The organism is Catellatospora sp. NPDC049609 (assembly GCF_040675365.1).
Taxonomy (GTDB): Bacteria; Actinomycetota; Actinomycetes; order Mycobacteriales; family Micromonosporaceae; genus Catellatospora.
In genome coordinates, this window is record NZ_JBFAOU010000014.1 from 1 (window position 1) to 15,751 (window position 15,751).

The following is a 15,751-nucleotide window of genomic DNA, read 5'->3' on the forward strand; positions in this document are numbered from 1 at the left end:
CGCCGCAACCGCACCACCGGCGGCTTCATCATCATCGACGAAACCACCAACCGCACCGTCGCCGCCGGCATGATCATCGAAGCCAACTAACCCCAGCCGCCAGCACCCAGCCCAAGATCGCCGTCTACGGACAGAACCCCCGGCTCACACCCCAGGTTCCGACCACAGACGGCGATCTCCGTCTCCCCAACCCCAGCCCAGCCCAGCCCAGCCCAGCCCAGCCCGTCGATCATGAAGTTAGGGCAGCGACACGCCGTCGAACACGCCCATAAGTTCATGATCAACGCGGTGGAGGGGGTGGGGGTGGGTTAGTGGCCGAAGGGTGGGGAGAGGTGGGGGTCTTGGGCGAGGGTGGTGAAGGCTTGGATGGCGTCGAGCTCGCCGTCGAGGGTGGTGTCGTACTTGGGGCGGGTGTCCTGCTTGCCGCTGAAGTAGACGACGCCCTTGATCTGGGGATGCTGGTGCAGGATGGCGCGCATGTCGTCGAACCAGGCGGCGCGTACGCCGCGCTCCTTGCGTTCGACGCCGAACTCGCCGATCAGCAGGGGGCGGGGGCGCTGCCGGGAGAACTCCAGGACCGGTGCCATCAGCTCGGTGAAGGAGTACATCTCCTGGCCGGGGTAGACGTCGGCGCAGATCCAGTCGACCTCGTCGTCGCCGGGGTAGTAGGGCTGCGCCCGGCCGTCGATGAAGCCGTCGGCGTGCGGGCACCACACCCAGGCCGCGTTGGTCGCGCCGACCTCGGTGAAGATGCGGCGTACGCGCTTCCACGCGGCCACGAAGTCCTCCGGCGAGTGGACCACGTTCTGCAGGTTGGGGCGGTCCATCTCCCAGCGGTAGCGCAGCAGGAACGGCACCCGGAACGAGCGCACCGCCTCGGCGCGGCGGCGGATCTCCTCGTCGTACACGCCGGTCATGATCGAACGGGTGTCGGTGCCGGCCCAGGACACCATCAGCAGCATGCCGCGGTGCACCAGCTCGTAGTCGTAGGTCGAGGGGAAGTCCTCGCGCCACGGGTGGAACGAGTGGGCGATCGTCAGGTCGCGCCCGATCAGCTTCTCGAACCCGTCGATCGCGTCGAGCCGGTCGCCGGTGCGCTGGGGCGCGTCGACGTACGCGCCGAACCAGGCGCCGGTCGCGGGCACCAGCGGCCCGCGGCCGGTGGTGACGAACGGGCCCGGGGCGGGCGGGGGCATGACTTTCACGCTCGGGGAGGGGCGCACCGGGGAGGTCGGAGCCTCCTCGGCGGCAGGCGTACAGCCGGCCGCCGCCACGGCCAGCGCCATCACCAGCCCCGCAGCCGGTAATGCGGTTCTCATCGGACCAAGGTCTCCACTGGGGGTGAGGTGTGCTGTGCCGGGATCTCGGCCGGCCGGCGGCGCAGCTTGCGCAGGCCCGCGAGCTGCAGCACCTGCCGGTTGCGCCAGATCAGGGCGGCGTAGGCGGCCGTCGCGGCGAGCACCGCGCCGACGCCGACCAGCGGGTGGTCGCCGAGCGCGAGCCGGGCCAGCAGCGGCACCGCGCCGTAGCAGCCCACCGCCGCGGCCATGGCGATGAGCCCGCCGCGCGACAGCGGCGACAGCCCGTGCCGCAGGCGCAGCTGCACGAGCGGGAGCAGGTTCTTCAGCAGCAGCGCGACCGACCAGGCCAGCGCCGCGCCGACGATCCCGTAGGAGGGGATGAGCGCGATGTTCAGGGCGACGTTCGCGCCGAGCGCGAGCATGGTCTGGAAGAAGGCGACGCCGGTGTTGCCGGCCATCTCCTGCACCGTGGAGACCATGCCGCAGGCCGTGGCCACCAGCATGGTCAGTGACAGCGCGATGCCGACCAGGCCGGCGTCGCCACCGGCCTGGTAGCCCTCGCCGAAGACGGCCATCAGCTGCCCGCCGAAGATCGCCCAGACCAGGTAGAACGGCCAGGTGATCATGATCAGCCAGGTGGTGGTCATCCGGTAGAGCTTGTTCGCCTCGTCGTGCCGGTCCTGCGCCAGCAGCCCGGAGAACCGGTGCTGCACCGACTGCGCGAGGGCCTGCCCGCCGAGCTGGCCGATGACCAGGAAGCGGGTGGCCGCGGTATAGAGCGCCGCTTCCACCGGCCCGCGCAGCGCCGCGACGAGCACGACGTCGAGCCGCTGCAGGGCGAGCTGGGCCAGGCCGGTGCCGGCCCGGGGGGTGGAGTAGCGCCAGAACCGGCCCCAGTCGCCGCCGTCGGGCGCTTCGACCGCCCGGCCGCCCGCGCGCTCGGCCCGGCGGCGCAGCCGCGCCGACCACAGCACGGCGACCACCACGGCCAGCGCGTACGGCGCGGCCCAGGCCAGCGCCAGCGCGGCCGAGCTGGTCCAGCCCGCGACCAGCACCGCGGCGACGCCGACCAGTTGCAGGCCGGGGCGCAGCACCCGCTCGACGAGCACGTGCGGGCGGGTCGAGCCGAGGCCGCGGCCGACCGCCAGGTGCACGCCGCTGATCGTGGACAGGGGCAGGAACACGGCGAACACGCGTACCGCGTCGACGGTCCCGGCCGGGGCCTCGGGCAGCGTCACCGCGACGAACCAGGGCGCGGCGAGCCACAGCGCGACCGCCACCAGCAGGCTGGCTACCGCGACCGGGGCCGTGGCCACCAGCACGGTGGCGCGCAGCCGGCCGGTCTCGTCGCGGACGCGCTGCTGCGCCAGCAGGTAGACGACGCCGGTCTCCGCGCCGAGCAGCGCCGCCGCGGACAGGATCAGGAACACGGAGGTGAGGGTGAACAGCACCCCGGCGACGCTCGCCTCGAAGCCGCGGGTGACGACCACCGTCAGGGCCAGGCCCGCCAGCGCGGAGACGCCGGCGCCCACGAGGTTGAAGATGCCGGTGCGCATGATGCGCCCCCGGTCCACCCCGTAGGCACCGGCGTGGGCCGGCGCGTCGGTGCTCATCGTCGCCAGCTGGGCGCGGCGCCCAGCCAGTCGGCCAGCCGCGCGTCGTACGGCGCGAAGTGGTCCTCCAGCCGCGACCGCAGCGCGTCCGGCATCGCCGAGCGGGGTCGGGCGTTGTGCTGGTCGTGCACGATGCCGGGCACGTCCGGGATGTCGAGGAAGCGGCACACGCCGGCGAAGACGCGCTCCGGCTCGGCGAAGTAGTCATGGCTGTCCACCACGTGCAGCCGCGGGCGGCCGACCAGCTCTTCGAGGTGCAGCAGCTGGTCGATGTACTCACCGCGGCCGAGGTGGGCGAGGTGGCGCACGGCGTGGCTGTGGTACGCCGGGTCGGCGGCCATCTTCGCCCGCTCCCCCGCCATCCGCTCGGCCTCCAGGGCGACCGCCTGCTCGAACTTCTCGGTCTCGAAGCCGCGGGCGTACTCGTGGGCGTGGCCGGAGTAGGCGCGCTCCACCGGGTCGCGCAGCAGCACGATCAGCTTGACGCCGGGCAGGTCCCGGGCGATGCGCTCGGGCGCCAGCGGGTGCCACATGTAGTACGGGCTGGCCTCGCCGGTGATCGCGGGCATGCCGGTGGCCTGCGCGGTGCGCTCGGCCTTGGCCCGGCTCGGGAAGTGGCCCATGAACCACTTGTGCCCGCGGTGGTAGTCCATGTCGAAGTAGTGCACGCCCTTGCGGAACCGGGGCGGCAGGTACGCCGGGTGCTGGACCAGTGCCTTGTAGAGCGACGTCGTCCCGCCGCGCTGCGTGCCGACGATGAGGAACGACGGCGTCAGCCGCCGGTCCGCCGTGAGCTGGCCCGCGGTCCGGGCCACCACGCCCGCGCGGTGCCACAGGAACTTGCGTACGCGGCTCTTCGCTGCCATCTAAAGGTTCTCCCCCACCAGAGCTGCCCATCGCCCGCCCAGACCGGCGAACGCCCCGTTGATCCACTCATCGACCCGGCCCATCGGCTGGCCGTAACCGTCCTGACCGTCGCCGAGATACCGGCTGCCGATCTCGACGAAGTAGAGCGCGGCCACGGCCCGCGCGGCGGCGTCGTCGACCCCGAACGGGGCGAGCAGCGCCGCGGCCCGGCCGCCCGTCGCGTGTGCGGCGGCGACCGGGTCCTGCCCGCGTACCGTCACCGCCTCGTGCAGGTCGAAGTGCAGCGCGTCGTAGCCGACGGGCACGTCCGCGGTGAACCGCTCGAAGTCCCACAGCAGCAGCCGCTCGCCGTGCACCGACATGTTGCCGCCGTTCCAGTCGCCGTGCCAGCAACCGAACGGCACCTCGGTGCCCGCCGCCGCGTCGAGCGCGCGGCGCATCAGCGCGGCGACCGGCCGCTGCCCCAGCAGGCCGATCTGGGCGGTGAGCCGCCCGGCGTAGCCACTGCCCGCGACGGGGCGGGTGGCGACGCCGTCGACCTCGGCGATCGCGCGCATCGCGGCCAGGCTCAGCGGGGTCAGCCCGGCGGGCGCCGCGTCGGAACGCACCGGCAGGGCGCCGACGACGAGCAGCTCCGCCCCGGCCCAGGTGCCGAAGTGCAGCACCTCGGGCACCTGCGCGGGGGCCAGGTCGCGCCCGGCGAGCAGGGCCAGGGCCCGGTGCTCGGCGGTAATCAGCGTGGAGGTCAGCGCGTTGACGCCCATCTTCGCGTACGCCACCGTGCGCGCCCGGTCGTCGATGAGCTGGAGCACCGGTTTGCGGTTGGCCCGGGGCTGGCCGAACCGGACGCTCAGCCGGACGCGTTCGCCCAGCAGGCCGCTGAGGTGTGCGGCGAGCGAGGGGTCGCCGCTGACCGCCAGCCGGTCGCGGAAGACAAGGTCGCCCAGGGTGCGCCGGCCGACGCCGGTGGCGAAGACCCCGGCGAGCACCCGCTGGCGCAGCCGGTCCTTCAGCGAGCGGGGGGCGCTGGTGTTGCGCACCGCGACGTTCGCGGCGCGCCGGTCGCCGTGCGGGACGAGCAGGCGGGCGGAGCCGATCGCCGGGACGACGGTGTAGACCTCGCCGCCGGCCGGGACGTCCCGGCCGAGGAACACCCGGTGGGCGCCGGCCGCCGTGTCCTCGCCCAGCAGGCGTCCCAGCTCGGTCAGGAACGCGCTGGTCATCTCCTCGCCTCGCTCACGTGTAGACCTGGTTCTTCTCGTTGCGCCAGAGCAGCGCCAGGGAGACCATCATCAGCACGAGGGTCATGCCCAGCGAGTTGTAGATGGTCGAGAACCAGATGGCCAGGGGCACGGTGACGCCGCCCGCGATGCCGACCCACGAATGGTCGCGCCGGAACCGCCAGCCCATCCAGGCGAAGAACAGCAGGTAGAGACCCGCCCCGACGAAGCCCTGCGTGATCAGGAACATCCACAGCTGGCCGTCGCTGCCGATGTCGCGGTTGCCGCACTGCTCGCACGACGGGCTCTGCCCGATGGCGATGGACCGCTCGCTGCCGATCGTCTCGGACTGCCCGCCGAACCCGATGATCGGCGAGGCCTTGGCCGCCTCGACCGCGGCGGCGTTCAGCGAGGCGCGGCCCTCGTTGGAGTGCGGGTTGTTGAACCGGTCCATGACCGTGGCGCCCAGCGGCGTCACCAGCACGATCAGCGCGGCCAGCGCGACGCCGACCAGCACCATGGCGACCGGCATGACGCTGCCCTTGATCGCCATCCGCACCACCAGGTAGCCGACCAGGATCGCGACGCCGGCCCACATGCCGCGGTTGAGCGAGTACACGGTGGGCACCATCGCGGCGACGAGCACCAGCACCGGCCACGTGCGCCCCCACAGGGTGCGGGCGCCGTGCAGGGTGGCGATGACGAACCAGGGCATGAGCAGGACCAGGCACTGGCCCCAGGTGTTGGTGTACTGGAACGGCGCGGCGGGCCGCGGCTTCGGCGCCTCGCCGAGGATGCTCTGCCACTGCGCGAACTCGATCTTCACCGAGGAGCGCACCCAGCCGTTGCTCATGATCGAGCCGGGCAGCACCTCGGCCAGCGGGGTGACCACCGCGACGCGCGGCAGGAACATGCCCGCGATGCCGCCGATGACCAGCACCACGAAGAAGAACGCGAGGAACTTGATCACCCGCTGGGTCGGCAGCTCGCGCTCGGACATGTTGCCGATGTAGAGCAGCACCACCCCGGCGGCGAAGATGTCGCCCATCCGCTGGACGAAGGCCAGGATCCGGCCGACGCCGAACTCCGGCGGCAGCGCGTCGGGCACCGTGGCGCCCAGCATGGTCACGCTGACCAGGCCGAGGCAGAACAGCAGGATCCACAGCGTGGCCGGGGCCGGCAAGCGCACGCGGCCGCGCCGCACCAGCTCCAGCGCCATCGGGATGGACAGCAGCGGGATCCAGGCCAGGGTGAGGCCGAGCAGCCAGCCCACCGGGTAGAGCACGATCATGGCGAACAGCGCCCAGTCGCGGGCGGGCAGCGGCTCGCGGTTGCCGCGGCGGTGCAGCACCGCGGCCAGCGGCGGCAGCGCCCGGGCGTGGGTGGGGGGCGCGGCGACCCCGCGGACGACCGCGACGTCCTCCGCGGCCCGGGTGCGACCCGCGGTGGCGGTCACGACACGGTCACCTTGGCCGTGGGCGGCACCAGCAGCACCCAGGTCGGCCCCGGCGCGAGGCGCACCAGGTACTGCGCGGGGCCGAGGATGTTGAGCGCGGAGTAGAAGCCGGTCTTGTACCAGTGCGCCTCCACGCCCTGCCCGACCGAGAAGATCTGCGCCTTGCCCTCGCCGATCGGGTCGGCCAGGGCGACCTCGCGCTTGAGCGCTTTGACGACCTTGCGGGTGTACGGCATGGTCAGCATCACCAGGTTCGCGGCGGCGACCGGGACCCCGCCCACCGTCGCCTGCCAGCGCTTGCTCGTCTCGTCGAACTTCCAGGTCAGCGCCGCGTGGCCGGCCGCCTGCACGGTGATCGTGGTGGCGGGCGTGACACCGGTGGCCGCGAGCGGCTCGCCGGGCGCGGCGTACTGGAACAGCGGCGCGGGCTGCAGCTGCGACGCGGGCGGCGCCGCCTGCAGCGCCGCCGTGCTCACGTAGCTGCGGCCGCCGGCCGTGGTGAACCCGGGCAGCTTGCGCTGCGGCGTCACCGCGGCGAGCTTGGTCGAGGTGAGCAGGTCCAGAAAGCCCTTGGGCGTGGCGTTGTGGGCGACGTACGGCCGCAGCTGGTTGAGCAGCTTGATGTCGGCCGGGCGCACCGCCGCCACCGGACCGACCTTGTCGGCCGGCTGCGACTGGTAGACCGCCGCCGCGCGCAGCAGCTTGCCCTCGGCGAACTCGAGCTCGACGATGTCGGCCCGGTCCAGCCCGACCGGCGCGGCGGCGCCCGTGCCGATCTCGATCGGCACCAGGATCGCGGTCTTCGACACGGCCGCCGCGTCGACCTCCAGGCCGGTCAGCGGCGCGCGCGGGCGCACCGCCTCGGGCGAGGGCAGCACGAACGGGGACCGGTCCGGCGCCGCGCCGGCCTGCGGGTTCGCCGGGCCGACCGAGCAGCCGGCCAGGGCGGTGACCGCCAGGACCGCCGCGAAGCCGAGCCGGGCCGGGCGGTTCATCGCAGGTCGGCGGTGGACTGATCCGCCGCCGGTGCCCGCTTGCCGCCGGCCTTCTTGTCGGTCTTGTCCGGGCCCGGGGTCCAGAACTCGATGCGCTCGCCCTCGTCGCCGAGGCGCGGGATGACCATGGTCTGGTCGAAGTCGCGGCCGGCCCGGGGCAGGTCGGCCGGCGCCGCCACGGCCGGCGCCGGCACGGCTGCCGGGGCCTGCACCTTGGGCCGCCGGGCCTTGCGGGCCACGCGGGGGCTGCGCACCACGAGCATGCCCGCGAGCGGGCCCTGCACGCGCGCGACCTGCTCGATGGAGGCCTCCACGTCCTCGGCGCGGGCCACCCGGGTCTCGACGACCAGCAGCACCGCCGCGGCGATCTCGCTGAGCGCCTGCGCGTCGACCGCGCTGCTCGGCGGAGCGGTGGCCAGCAGCACCCGGTCGGCCTGCTGCTGCAGCTGGCCGAGCAGCTCGGAGACGGCCGCGACGGGCAGCTCCACCCGCGGGTCGATCCGGCCGGGGCTGAGCAGCGAGACGCCGCGGATCGCGGGGACGGCGTAGAGCGCGTTGTCGAGGGACACCTCGCCCGCGATGACGTCACCGAGCCCGTGCGCGGGCGCGACGCCGAGCAGCTCGGGCAGCTCGGAGGTGCTGTCAGTGCAGACGATGACCACGCGCTCGCCCGAGCGGGCGAAGGCCGCGGCGAGGTTGGACACCACGAACTCGACCGCCGGGCCGGGCGCGGCGCCGCAGATCAGCAGCGCGTCGGTCGCCGACGGGCGGCCGCCGCGGGCCACCCCCGCGGCCACCCGGAGCACGTTGCGCAGCAGGCTGAACTCGCGGCCGAGCGCGCTGGCCGCGTCGGCGACGGCCGACTTGTCCCGGCCGCGCGGCACCTCCATGAGGATCGGCACGTCGGTGCGGTACGGGATCTGCCGGCTGTGGTAGAGCCGGCTGTCCATCCGGTCCAGCACGAGCGCGCCGGCCAGGCCGAGCAGCAGGCCGATGGCGACGCCGCTGAGCACGTACAGCATCATGTCGGGCTTGGCCGGGCCCTCGGGCTTGGTCGCCGCGGAGAGGATGCTGCCCGGCTTGACGATCGTCGCGAGCAGCGGGATCAGCCGGTTGTTCAGCGTGTTGATCTGCTGGGTCAGGATCTGCTGCTGCTGGACGGCCCGCTGGCGGTCCACGGAGTTGTTCGGCAGCGCCGCGACCTGGCCGGCGACGTCGTTGAGCTGCTTGGTCAGGCCGGAGATCTCGTCGCGCATGGCGGCGGCCTGCACGTCGACGTTCTTCTGCGCGTCGGCGGCCCGCTGGTCGAGGTACGCCTGGGCGAAGGCCTGCGAGCCGCGCTGGGCCTCGGCGACGGTCGGCGCCTCGAACGCGATGGACAGCACCGAGGTGTTGGCGGGGACGGTCACCGACACGCGCTCGACCAGCTCGTCCACCGAGGTGTCGGTGGCGAGCAGGTGTGCGGCCGCGTCGCCGACGGTGGTCGATCGGACCACCTGGGACTCGGTGTCGAGATTGACCTTGACGCTGGTGTCCTGGCCCACCTGGAGCACGAGCACCTTCGTCTCGGACACGTACACCTTGGGTTGTGTGGCGGCGAAGCCGAGCCCGCCGATGGCGCCTATGACGACCGCGAGTGACACGAGCCACCAGCGGCGGGCCAGCCAGCCGACGTAATCGCCGATGCTCGCCGTCTGCACCGAGGCCGCATTAGTAGCCATCTATTCCCCTTGGTTCACACGCAATTAACACAATGCCCCGGATGAGCGGTGCGATGCAGGTAGACGCCTTGACACGTAGACGGACCTCACCATAACCACGACTGCCGGGGACGCGGTCAGCCAAACGGCCACATCTGTATCAGACCGGAGTTATTGGACGCCGCCATGGCGCCGACGGGCTCAAGAGTAGGCCGTTTCACGCTGCCGTTCGGTCAGATCCCGTGCACTGTCAGGCTACCGACAATTCGTGGCACGGAAATGTTAAATCGTGTCGCTAGGCTGCGGACCGTCTACACAGGAAGGGAACCGTGGTGGGCGAACCGAATCGTGCACGTCATGTCATGCTGGTCGGCTCCTCGGGTGGCCATCTCGCTCAGCTGTACGCGCTGCGTCCATGGTGGACCGAGCGTGCGCGCACCTGGGTGACGTTCCCGACCCAGGATGCGCACAGCCTGCTCGCGGGTGAGGAGAAGGTCGTCTACGCGCACTACCCGACCACCCGCAACATCCCCAACCTGCTGCGCAACGCCCTGCTGGCGGTACGCATGCTGCGCCGCTCTCGCCCGGACGTGGTGCTGTCCACCGGGGCCGGCGTCGCGCTGCCGTTCTTCGTCGTGGCCCGCCTGCTACGCATCCCGACGGTGTACGTCGAGGTCTACGACCGGCTGGAGACGCGCACCCTCACCGCCCGCCTGTGCGCCCCGTTCACCTCGCGCATGCTGGTGCAGTTCGAGGAGCAGCTGCGGCTGTACAAGGGCGCGACCCTGGTGGGGCCGCTGCTGTGACGCCGCCCTTCGAGATCCAGTCGCAGGCGCGCACCGTCCCCGCGCCCCGCCGGCCCGAGCGCGACGCGGTGCTCGTCGTGGTCGGCACCGACGTGCACCCGTTCGACCGGCTGCTCGACTGGGTCGGCCGGCGCACCGCCGAGCAGCAGGTGCCCTGCGTGATGCAGTACGGCTCGTCGAGCGCGCGCGAGCTGCCCGGCTCGGCGCCCTTCTTCGACCACGAGACGCTGAACGAGCGGCTGCGCCAAGCGGCGGTGGTGGTCTGCCACGGCGGGCCCGCCACCATCACCGAGGCGCGCCGCGCCGGGCACAAACCGATCGTCGTGCCCCGCGACCCCGCGCTGGGCGAGCACGTCGACGACCACCAGCAGCGCTTCGCCGCGCGCATGGCCGAGCTGGGCATGGTCGAGCTGTGCCGCACCGAGGAGGAGTTCCGGCAGGCGCTCGACGCCGCGCTGGCCGACCCGGACCGGCTGCGCATCTCCGGCAGCGAGGCGGGCGCCGCCGCGATCGAGGCGGCCAAGCGGGTCGGCGCGATCGCGGACGGGCTGGTCACCCGGCCCTCGCGCGGGCTGCTGCCGACCGACGAGGTCACCGTGCTGTTCATCGGCGGCTGGGGCCGCAGCGGCTCCACGCTGACCGACCGGATGCTGGGGCAGGCCCCCGACGTGTGCGCGGTCGGCGAGGTGACCCACATCTGGGAGCGCGCGCTGCGCGACAACGAGCGGTGCGGCTGCGGCAGCGCCTTCGACGACTGCCCGTTCTGGGCGAAGGTCGGCGACGTCGCGTTCGGCGGCTGGCACACCCTCGACCTCGACGACGTCATGGCGCTCAAGCACCGCGTGGACCGGATGCGCTTCGTCCCGCGGATGGCCCTGCCGTACTGGCTGAACCGCCGCAAGGCCGACCTGCGGGCGTACGGCGAGCTGCACCGGCGGCTCTACCGGGCGATCGCGGAGGTGTCCGGCGCGCGCGTCGTGGTCGACTCCAGCAAGCACGCCTCGCTGGCGTTCGCGCTGCGCCACGCCCGCGGCGTCGACCTGCGCGTGCTGCACCTGGTGCGGGACGGGCGCGCGGTGGCGTACTCGTGGAGCCGCGAGGTGCGCCGGCCGGAGATCGTCGGCGCCGAGGTGTACATGCCGCAGTACTCCACCGTGCAGTCGGGCGTGCTGTGGTCGATCCACAACGCGCTGTTCCACGTGCTGGACTGGGCGCGCGTGCCGACGCTGCGGCTGCGCTACGAGGACGTGGTGGCCCGGCCCGCCGACGGCCTGCGCCGCATCCGCGAGTTCGCCGGGCTCGGCACCGGCGGCCTGGAGTTCCTGTCCGACCCGGCGCCCGGCACCGCCGCGCTGCCGGTGGCGCACCTGGAGACCACGCACACCGTGGCGGGCAACCCGATGCGCTTCACCACGGGCCGGGTCGAGCTGCGGCTCGACGCCGCCTGGCGCGGCAAGCTCGCCGCGCGTAAGCGCCGGGTCCTCAGCTTGATCACGTGGCCCGGCCGCGTGCGTTACGGCTACCTGAACGGGAGAGACAAATGACGGCGAGCGTCTCGGTGGTGGTGCCCACCCGCAACCGCCCGGAACTGCTGCGCAAGGCGATCGACGCGATCCTGGGCCAGGACTACGCGGGCCCGGTCGAGATCGTGGTGGTGTACGACCAGAGCGAGCCGGACCACTCGCTGGAGCGGCACGACGCGCACCGCCGCGTCCGGGTGATCACGAACGAGCGCACCCCCGGCCTGGCCGGCGGCCGCAACACCGGCATCCTGGCCACCACCGGCGAGCTGGTCGCGTTCTGCGACGACGACGACGAGTGGCTGCCCGGCAAGCTCGCCACCCAGGCCGACCTGCTGGCGGCGCGGCCGGAGGCCGAGCTGTGCTCGATCGGCGTGGTCATCGACTACGACGGCCGGGACGTGGACCGCACCCTCGGCGTCGACGCGGTGACCCTGCCCGACCTGCTGCGCTCGCGCCTGACGGAGCTGCACCCGTCCACGTTCCTGTTCCGGCGGGCGGCGCTCGTCGACGGGATCGGGCTGGTCGACGAGAACATCCCGGGCAGCTACGCCGAGGACTACGAGCTGCTGCTGCGGGCGGCCCGGCGGGCCCCGATCGCGAACGCGCCGGGCGTCGGCGTACGCGTGCGCTGGCACCGGCAGTCGTACTTCACCGCCCGCTGGGCGACCATCGCCGAGGCCCTCGAATGGCTGCTGGAGCGCTACCCGGAGTTCGACAGCGCGCCGCGCGGCTGCGCCCGGATCACCGGGCAGATCGCGTTCGCGCAGGCCGCCGGCGGGCACCGGCGCGACGCCATGCGCTGGGCCGGGCGGACCATCCGGCACAGCCCGCGCGAGGCCCGCTCCTACCTGGCCCTGGCCGTGGCGACCCGCCTGGTCTCGGCCGACACCGTGCTGCGCCGCCTGCACCAGCGCGGCCGCGGCATCTGATCCGCACGTCAAAGAGGGGCGGGATCCTTCCGGATCCCGCCCCTCTTTGCTGTCACGCCGTCACGCGTCGCAGAACGCCCGCCACGCCTTCTGCGAGACGGCGTCGCGCAGCCGGAAGTCGTGCGTCGTCCAGTCGATGTCGAAGTACGTGATCCAGAGACCCTTGTTCTTGATGGTCTCGTTCGCCATCGCGGTCAGCCACGCCGCCCGCGTGTTGCCGGTGGTGTCACTGGCCAGCTTGGCGCTGCCCATCTCGGCGATGCCCCACGGCTTGCCCTCGCCCTTGGAGATCGACGCGACGCGGCCCACCAGGTCGGTCGCCGGGGTGTACTTGTTCTTGTCCCAGTTGTAGACGTCCCAGCCCAGCACGTCGATGACGTCGCCGCCGGGGTAGTAGTCCCTCCACTTGCGGCCCGACTGCGACATCAGCGTCCAGTCCATCAGCACCAGGGTGGCGTGCAGCTTGCTGTTGTTCGCCTGGTCGGCCAGGCCCGCGAGCCGCTTCCACGCCGCCCGGTAGTCGGACGCGGTGAACACGCCGGACTCGATGTTGTCCTCGGGCTCGTGGTAGTACACCCAGTAGACGTCCCGGTCGCGCGGCGCCTTGGCGAACCAGTCCTTCAGGTACGCGTCCCGCGACCCGTTGAGGATCTCCTTCGGGTTGTACTTGAACGACACGATGACGGTCCGGTTGGCCTTGCCGGCGTTGCCGGGCCACGCCGTGGGCGCGCCGGGATAGAACACGCGCGCCGCCTCCAGCCCGCCGAAGTAGCCGTCCTCGCGCGCCAGCGCCTGCACGTACGACTCGCCGTTCTCCTGGTAGAAGGAGGCGCCGCAGAGGGTGCGCCCGGCCGGGATGGTGCTCGGCGGGGGCGGGTTGCCGGTACTCGTGCTCGGGCTGGCGCCGGGGCTGGCCGAGGCCGACGGGCCGACCGAGGCGGAGGCGCCCGGCGACGGGGTGCCCGAGGCGCTCGCGCTCGCGCTGGGCTTGTCGCCGCCCTGGCGGCCGTCCTGCGGCGTCGTATCCGGTGCGCCGAGCTCGATGAAGGTCACCGCGAGCACCGGCGCGCCGTCCCCGTGCTCGCCCGCGAACAGGGTGAGCGAGTCGGTGTCGCTGGCGTTGGTGACCGCGAAGGACACGTCCAGCGGCATCGGGCTCGGCTCGTCGCTCGGCGTCACCGCACCGCTGACGTCGAAGGTGACCAGGTTCTTCTCGGACACCTGCGGGCCGCCCAGCACCTGGCCGAGGCCGGGCCGGTTGTTGTACGCCAGCTCGCGCTCGGTCCACTCGCTGCTGAGCACCGCGCGCGCCTGCAGCCCGGCCGGTGGTGCGGCGTCGGCCTGCAGCTGCAGCGACATCGAGGAGACGCGGAAGCCGGACGGGATGGACACCTGGAACTTCAGGTAGGACACCGCGTAGTAGTCGGGCCGGGCGACCGAGACGAGCGTGTCCCGCGTGCCGAACACCGTGTCGGGCTCCTCGCGTACCACGTAGCCGTCCTCGGCGACCGGGATGCGCAGCGAGGTGGTCTCCGGCGGGGCCTCCTTGGCCACCACCACGGCGACGCCGATGAGGGCGGCGCCGAGGCAGGCGGCGACGATCGCGGCGATGATCATTTTGCCACGGGAGGGCGGCCAGAAGCCGCGTCGCCTTGATCGCGGGTCCATGCGTGCTGTCGGTGCGGGGCTCGCGCCCCACGAGGGGTTGACCACAGTCAGACTCCGAACAGGTCTCGCGGCCCGTGCCGCGATCTTCGTATCGACTCATGGCAGCCGTATGCGGCACCGCTGCGAACGGGAAAGTCCGCACCGGTGCCGCACCACTCACCGCCTATGGAGATCACATTTCTCGTGATCGGTGATCGAATGGGATTCGATCACGCAGCCGGCAATGGAAAGAATGCGATTCTTCCATGGAACTCGCCATGGACTGTATCGGTGTCGCTGGCAATCCACAGTCCTGCGGAAGTGGGGTAGATGTCCTCGGTGCCCACTCCGCGATCCTTTCCGGGATTCCACGTGAAGGCCTTGCCGGTCACCGGATTGATCGCGCCGATGCCCTCGGCCGGGACCGCGCCCGGACCCGCGCTGTCGGCGCCGTTGGGGTTGTCCAGCCAGCGCTGGTGACCGCCGACGTAGACGGCGTGCCCGGCCACCGCGACCGACAGCAGCGTGTCCCCGCCGGTGTAGTTGACCCAGACCGGCTGCTTGTTGGCGACCTGCGAGGTCAGGTCCCAGCGGGCGGCGGTGTCGCACAGCGAGCCCGTCCGGCGCGCGCCGGTGGTGACCGCGGCGAACCAGGTGCCGTCGGCCGAGATGTCGACCGCGCGCATGTACGTCGGGAACGACGGCGAGCACTGCTGCTGGTAGCGGGTGGTGCTCCAGGCCGACAGCGTCGCCGGCGAGGTGGCCAGGTTGACCACCGCGATCTGGTGCCGGGCCTGCCCCGCGACCGTGCTGAAGTTGCCCATGATGACGAGCTTCGAGCCGTCGGGCGTGACGTCCATGCCGGTGACCTTCACCCCGGAGGTGGCGCCGGTGCTGGTCACCCGGGCCCCGTCGAGGTTCATGCTGACCGAGGCGTCGGCCGCGCCGGTGCCCGCGTTCAGGGCCGCCAGGCCGCGCCGCGTCGTGCCGCCGACCGCCTGGAAGCGCCCGCCGAGCAGCAGGCGGTTGCCGGTCAGGCGCAGCTCGTCCACCCCGCCGGTGATGTCCGGCACGGTGAAGCCGGTCCAGGACGCGCCCGTGGTGGCGCTGATCCGCTCGACGCTGCGCGACCGCACGTTGTTGACGTTGGTGAAGTCGCCGCCGATGTAGATCGACTGCCCGTCCGGGGCCGCGACCAGCGACCGCACCGTGCCGTCGACGACCGGCTTGAACGTGTTGTCAATGGCGCCGGTGGTCGCGTTGAAGGCGAACAGCCGGCGCTGCGTGATCACCGTGCCCGAGCTGGAGCTGCGGATCTGGGTGAACGAGCCGCCCACGTAGACGCGGCTGCCGACCTGCAGGATCTTGAAAGCCGTCCCGTCGAGGGCGTGCGGCGTCCAGTTGACCGGATCCTGTCCGACCAGGGCCGAGTGCTGGATCGACACGGCAGACGCGGAGGCGCCCAGGCCCACCGCGGCGACGGTGGCCGCCGAGGTCAGTGCCAGGAGCACCGAGCGCCGCCTACCGCGACGCGCGATCGAGAAGCCATACATACCCCGGATGCTGTCAGGGATCGGCGCCTCGTCCTGTCGTGCAATTGACCATCGCAGAGCCGGAAAGAAGCTTGCGTGAATGCCGCTTCACGCGCTATTCCAGGGTTATTGTCAACAATTCCCACGGCGATTCGGGATACA

Annotated in this window: 12 protein-coding genes; 3 read left to right on the forward strand and 9 right to left on the reverse strand. The window is 72.3% G+C overall.

The genetic code is table 11. The annotated features are described in order from the left end of the window. Positions 1–308: 308 nt before the first annotated feature. From AB0J67_RS06420 to AB0J67_RS06450, 7 genes are read right to left on the reverse strand one after another with little or no spacing between them, the layout of a single operon-like run. Complete coding sequence (locus AB0J67_RS06420; protein WP_363476910.1) at positions 309–1,319, reverse strand: beta-mannanase; 1,011 nt, start codon at positions 1,317–1,319, stop codon at positions 309–311. After that, positions 1,316–2,914 (reverse strand): polysaccharide biosynthesis C-terminal domain-containing protein, encoded by a 1,599-nt coding sequence (locus AB0J67_RS06425; protein WP_363476912.1) that lies wholly within the window; start codon positions 2,912–2,914, stop codon positions 1,316–1,318. Before AB0J67_RS06425 ends, AB0J67_RS06420 begins: the two co-directional genes overlap by 4 nt. After that, the gene (locus AB0J67_RS06430) at positions 2,911–3,780 is read right to left on the reverse strand and encodes a sulfotransferase (RefSeq protein ID WP_363476913.1); all 870 of its coding nucleotides are present in this window, start codon (positions 3,778–3,780) and stop codon (positions 2,911–2,913) included. Before AB0J67_RS06430 ends, AB0J67_RS06425 begins: the two co-directional genes overlap by 4 nt. Then, positions 3,781–5,004 (reverse strand): hypothetical protein, encoded by a 1,224-nt coding sequence (locus tag AB0J67_RS06435; RefSeq protein ID WP_363476915.1) that lies wholly within the window; start codon positions 5,002–5,004, stop codon positions 3,781–3,783. A 13-nt stretch (positions 5,005–5,017) separates the two neighbouring features. Then, on the reverse strand, positions 5,018–6,457 hold the full coding sequence (locus AB0J67_RS06440) for an O-antigen ligase family protein (protein ID WP_363476917.1): 1,440 nt from the start codon (positions 6,455–6,457) through the stop codon (positions 5,018–5,020). Beyond that, positions 6,454–7,452: a DUF3048 domain-containing protein gene (locus tag AB0J67_RS06445; RefSeq protein ID WP_363476919.1), complete on the reverse strand. Its 999-nt coding sequence runs from the start codon at positions 7,450–7,452 to the stop codon at positions 6,454–6,456. Before AB0J67_RS06445 ends, AB0J67_RS06440 begins: the two co-directional genes overlap by 4 nt. Beyond that, entirely contained in the window at positions 7,449–9,173 is a 1,725-nt protein-coding gene (locus tag AB0J67_RS06450; RefSeq protein WP_363476921.1) for a Wzz/FepE/Etk N-terminal domain-containing protein, read from the reverse strand. The genes AB0J67_RS06445 and AB0J67_RS06450 overlap by 4 nt, the downstream gene beginning before the upstream one ends. A gap of 341 nt (positions 9,174–9,514) precedes the next feature. Here AB0J67_RS06450 and AB0J67_RS06455 point away from each other — a divergent pair, with 341 nt between their 5' ends. From AB0J67_RS06455 to AB0J67_RS06465, 3 genes are read left to right on the forward strand one after another with little or no spacing between them, the layout of a single operon-like run. After that, positions 9,515–9,958, forward strand: coding sequence for a UDP-N-acetylglucosamine--LPS N-acetylglucosamine transferase (locus tag AB0J67_RS06455; RefSeq protein ID WP_363477099.1), 444 nt, complete (start codon positions 9,515–9,517; stop codon positions 9,956–9,958). Next, the gene (locus AB0J67_RS06460) at positions 9,955–11,502 is read left to right on the forward strand and encodes a glycosyltransferase (protein ID WP_363476923.1); all 1,548 of its coding nucleotides are present in this window, start codon (positions 9,955–9,957) and stop codon (positions 11,500–11,502) included. Before AB0J67_RS06455 ends, AB0J67_RS06460 begins: the two co-directional genes overlap by 4 nt. Beyond that, positions 11,499–12,410, forward strand: a complete 912-nt coding sequence (locus AB0J67_RS06465) for a glycosyltransferase family A protein (RefSeq protein ID WP_363476925.1) — start codon at positions 11,499–11,501, stop codon at positions 12,408–12,410. The genes AB0J67_RS06460 and AB0J67_RS06465 overlap by 4 nt, the downstream gene beginning before the upstream one ends. 60 nt (positions 12,411–12,470) lie before the next feature. On the opposite strand, the gene AB0J67_RS06470 is transcribed toward AB0J67_RS06465, so the two are convergent. Both AB0J67_RS06470 and AB0J67_RS06475 read right to left on the reverse strand, forming a co-directional pair. After that, on the reverse strand, positions 12,471–14,027 hold the full coding sequence (locus AB0J67_RS06470) for a DNRLRE domain-containing protein (protein WP_363476927.1): 1,557 nt from the start codon (positions 14,025–14,027) through the stop codon (positions 12,471–12,473). 260 nt (positions 14,028–14,287) lie between these two features. Next, positions 14,288–15,568, reverse strand: a complete 1,281-nt coding sequence (locus AB0J67_RS06475) for a hypothetical protein (protein ID WP_363476929.1) — start codon at positions 15,566–15,568, stop codon at positions 14,288–14,290. Positions 15,569–15,751: the final 183 nt, after the last annotated feature.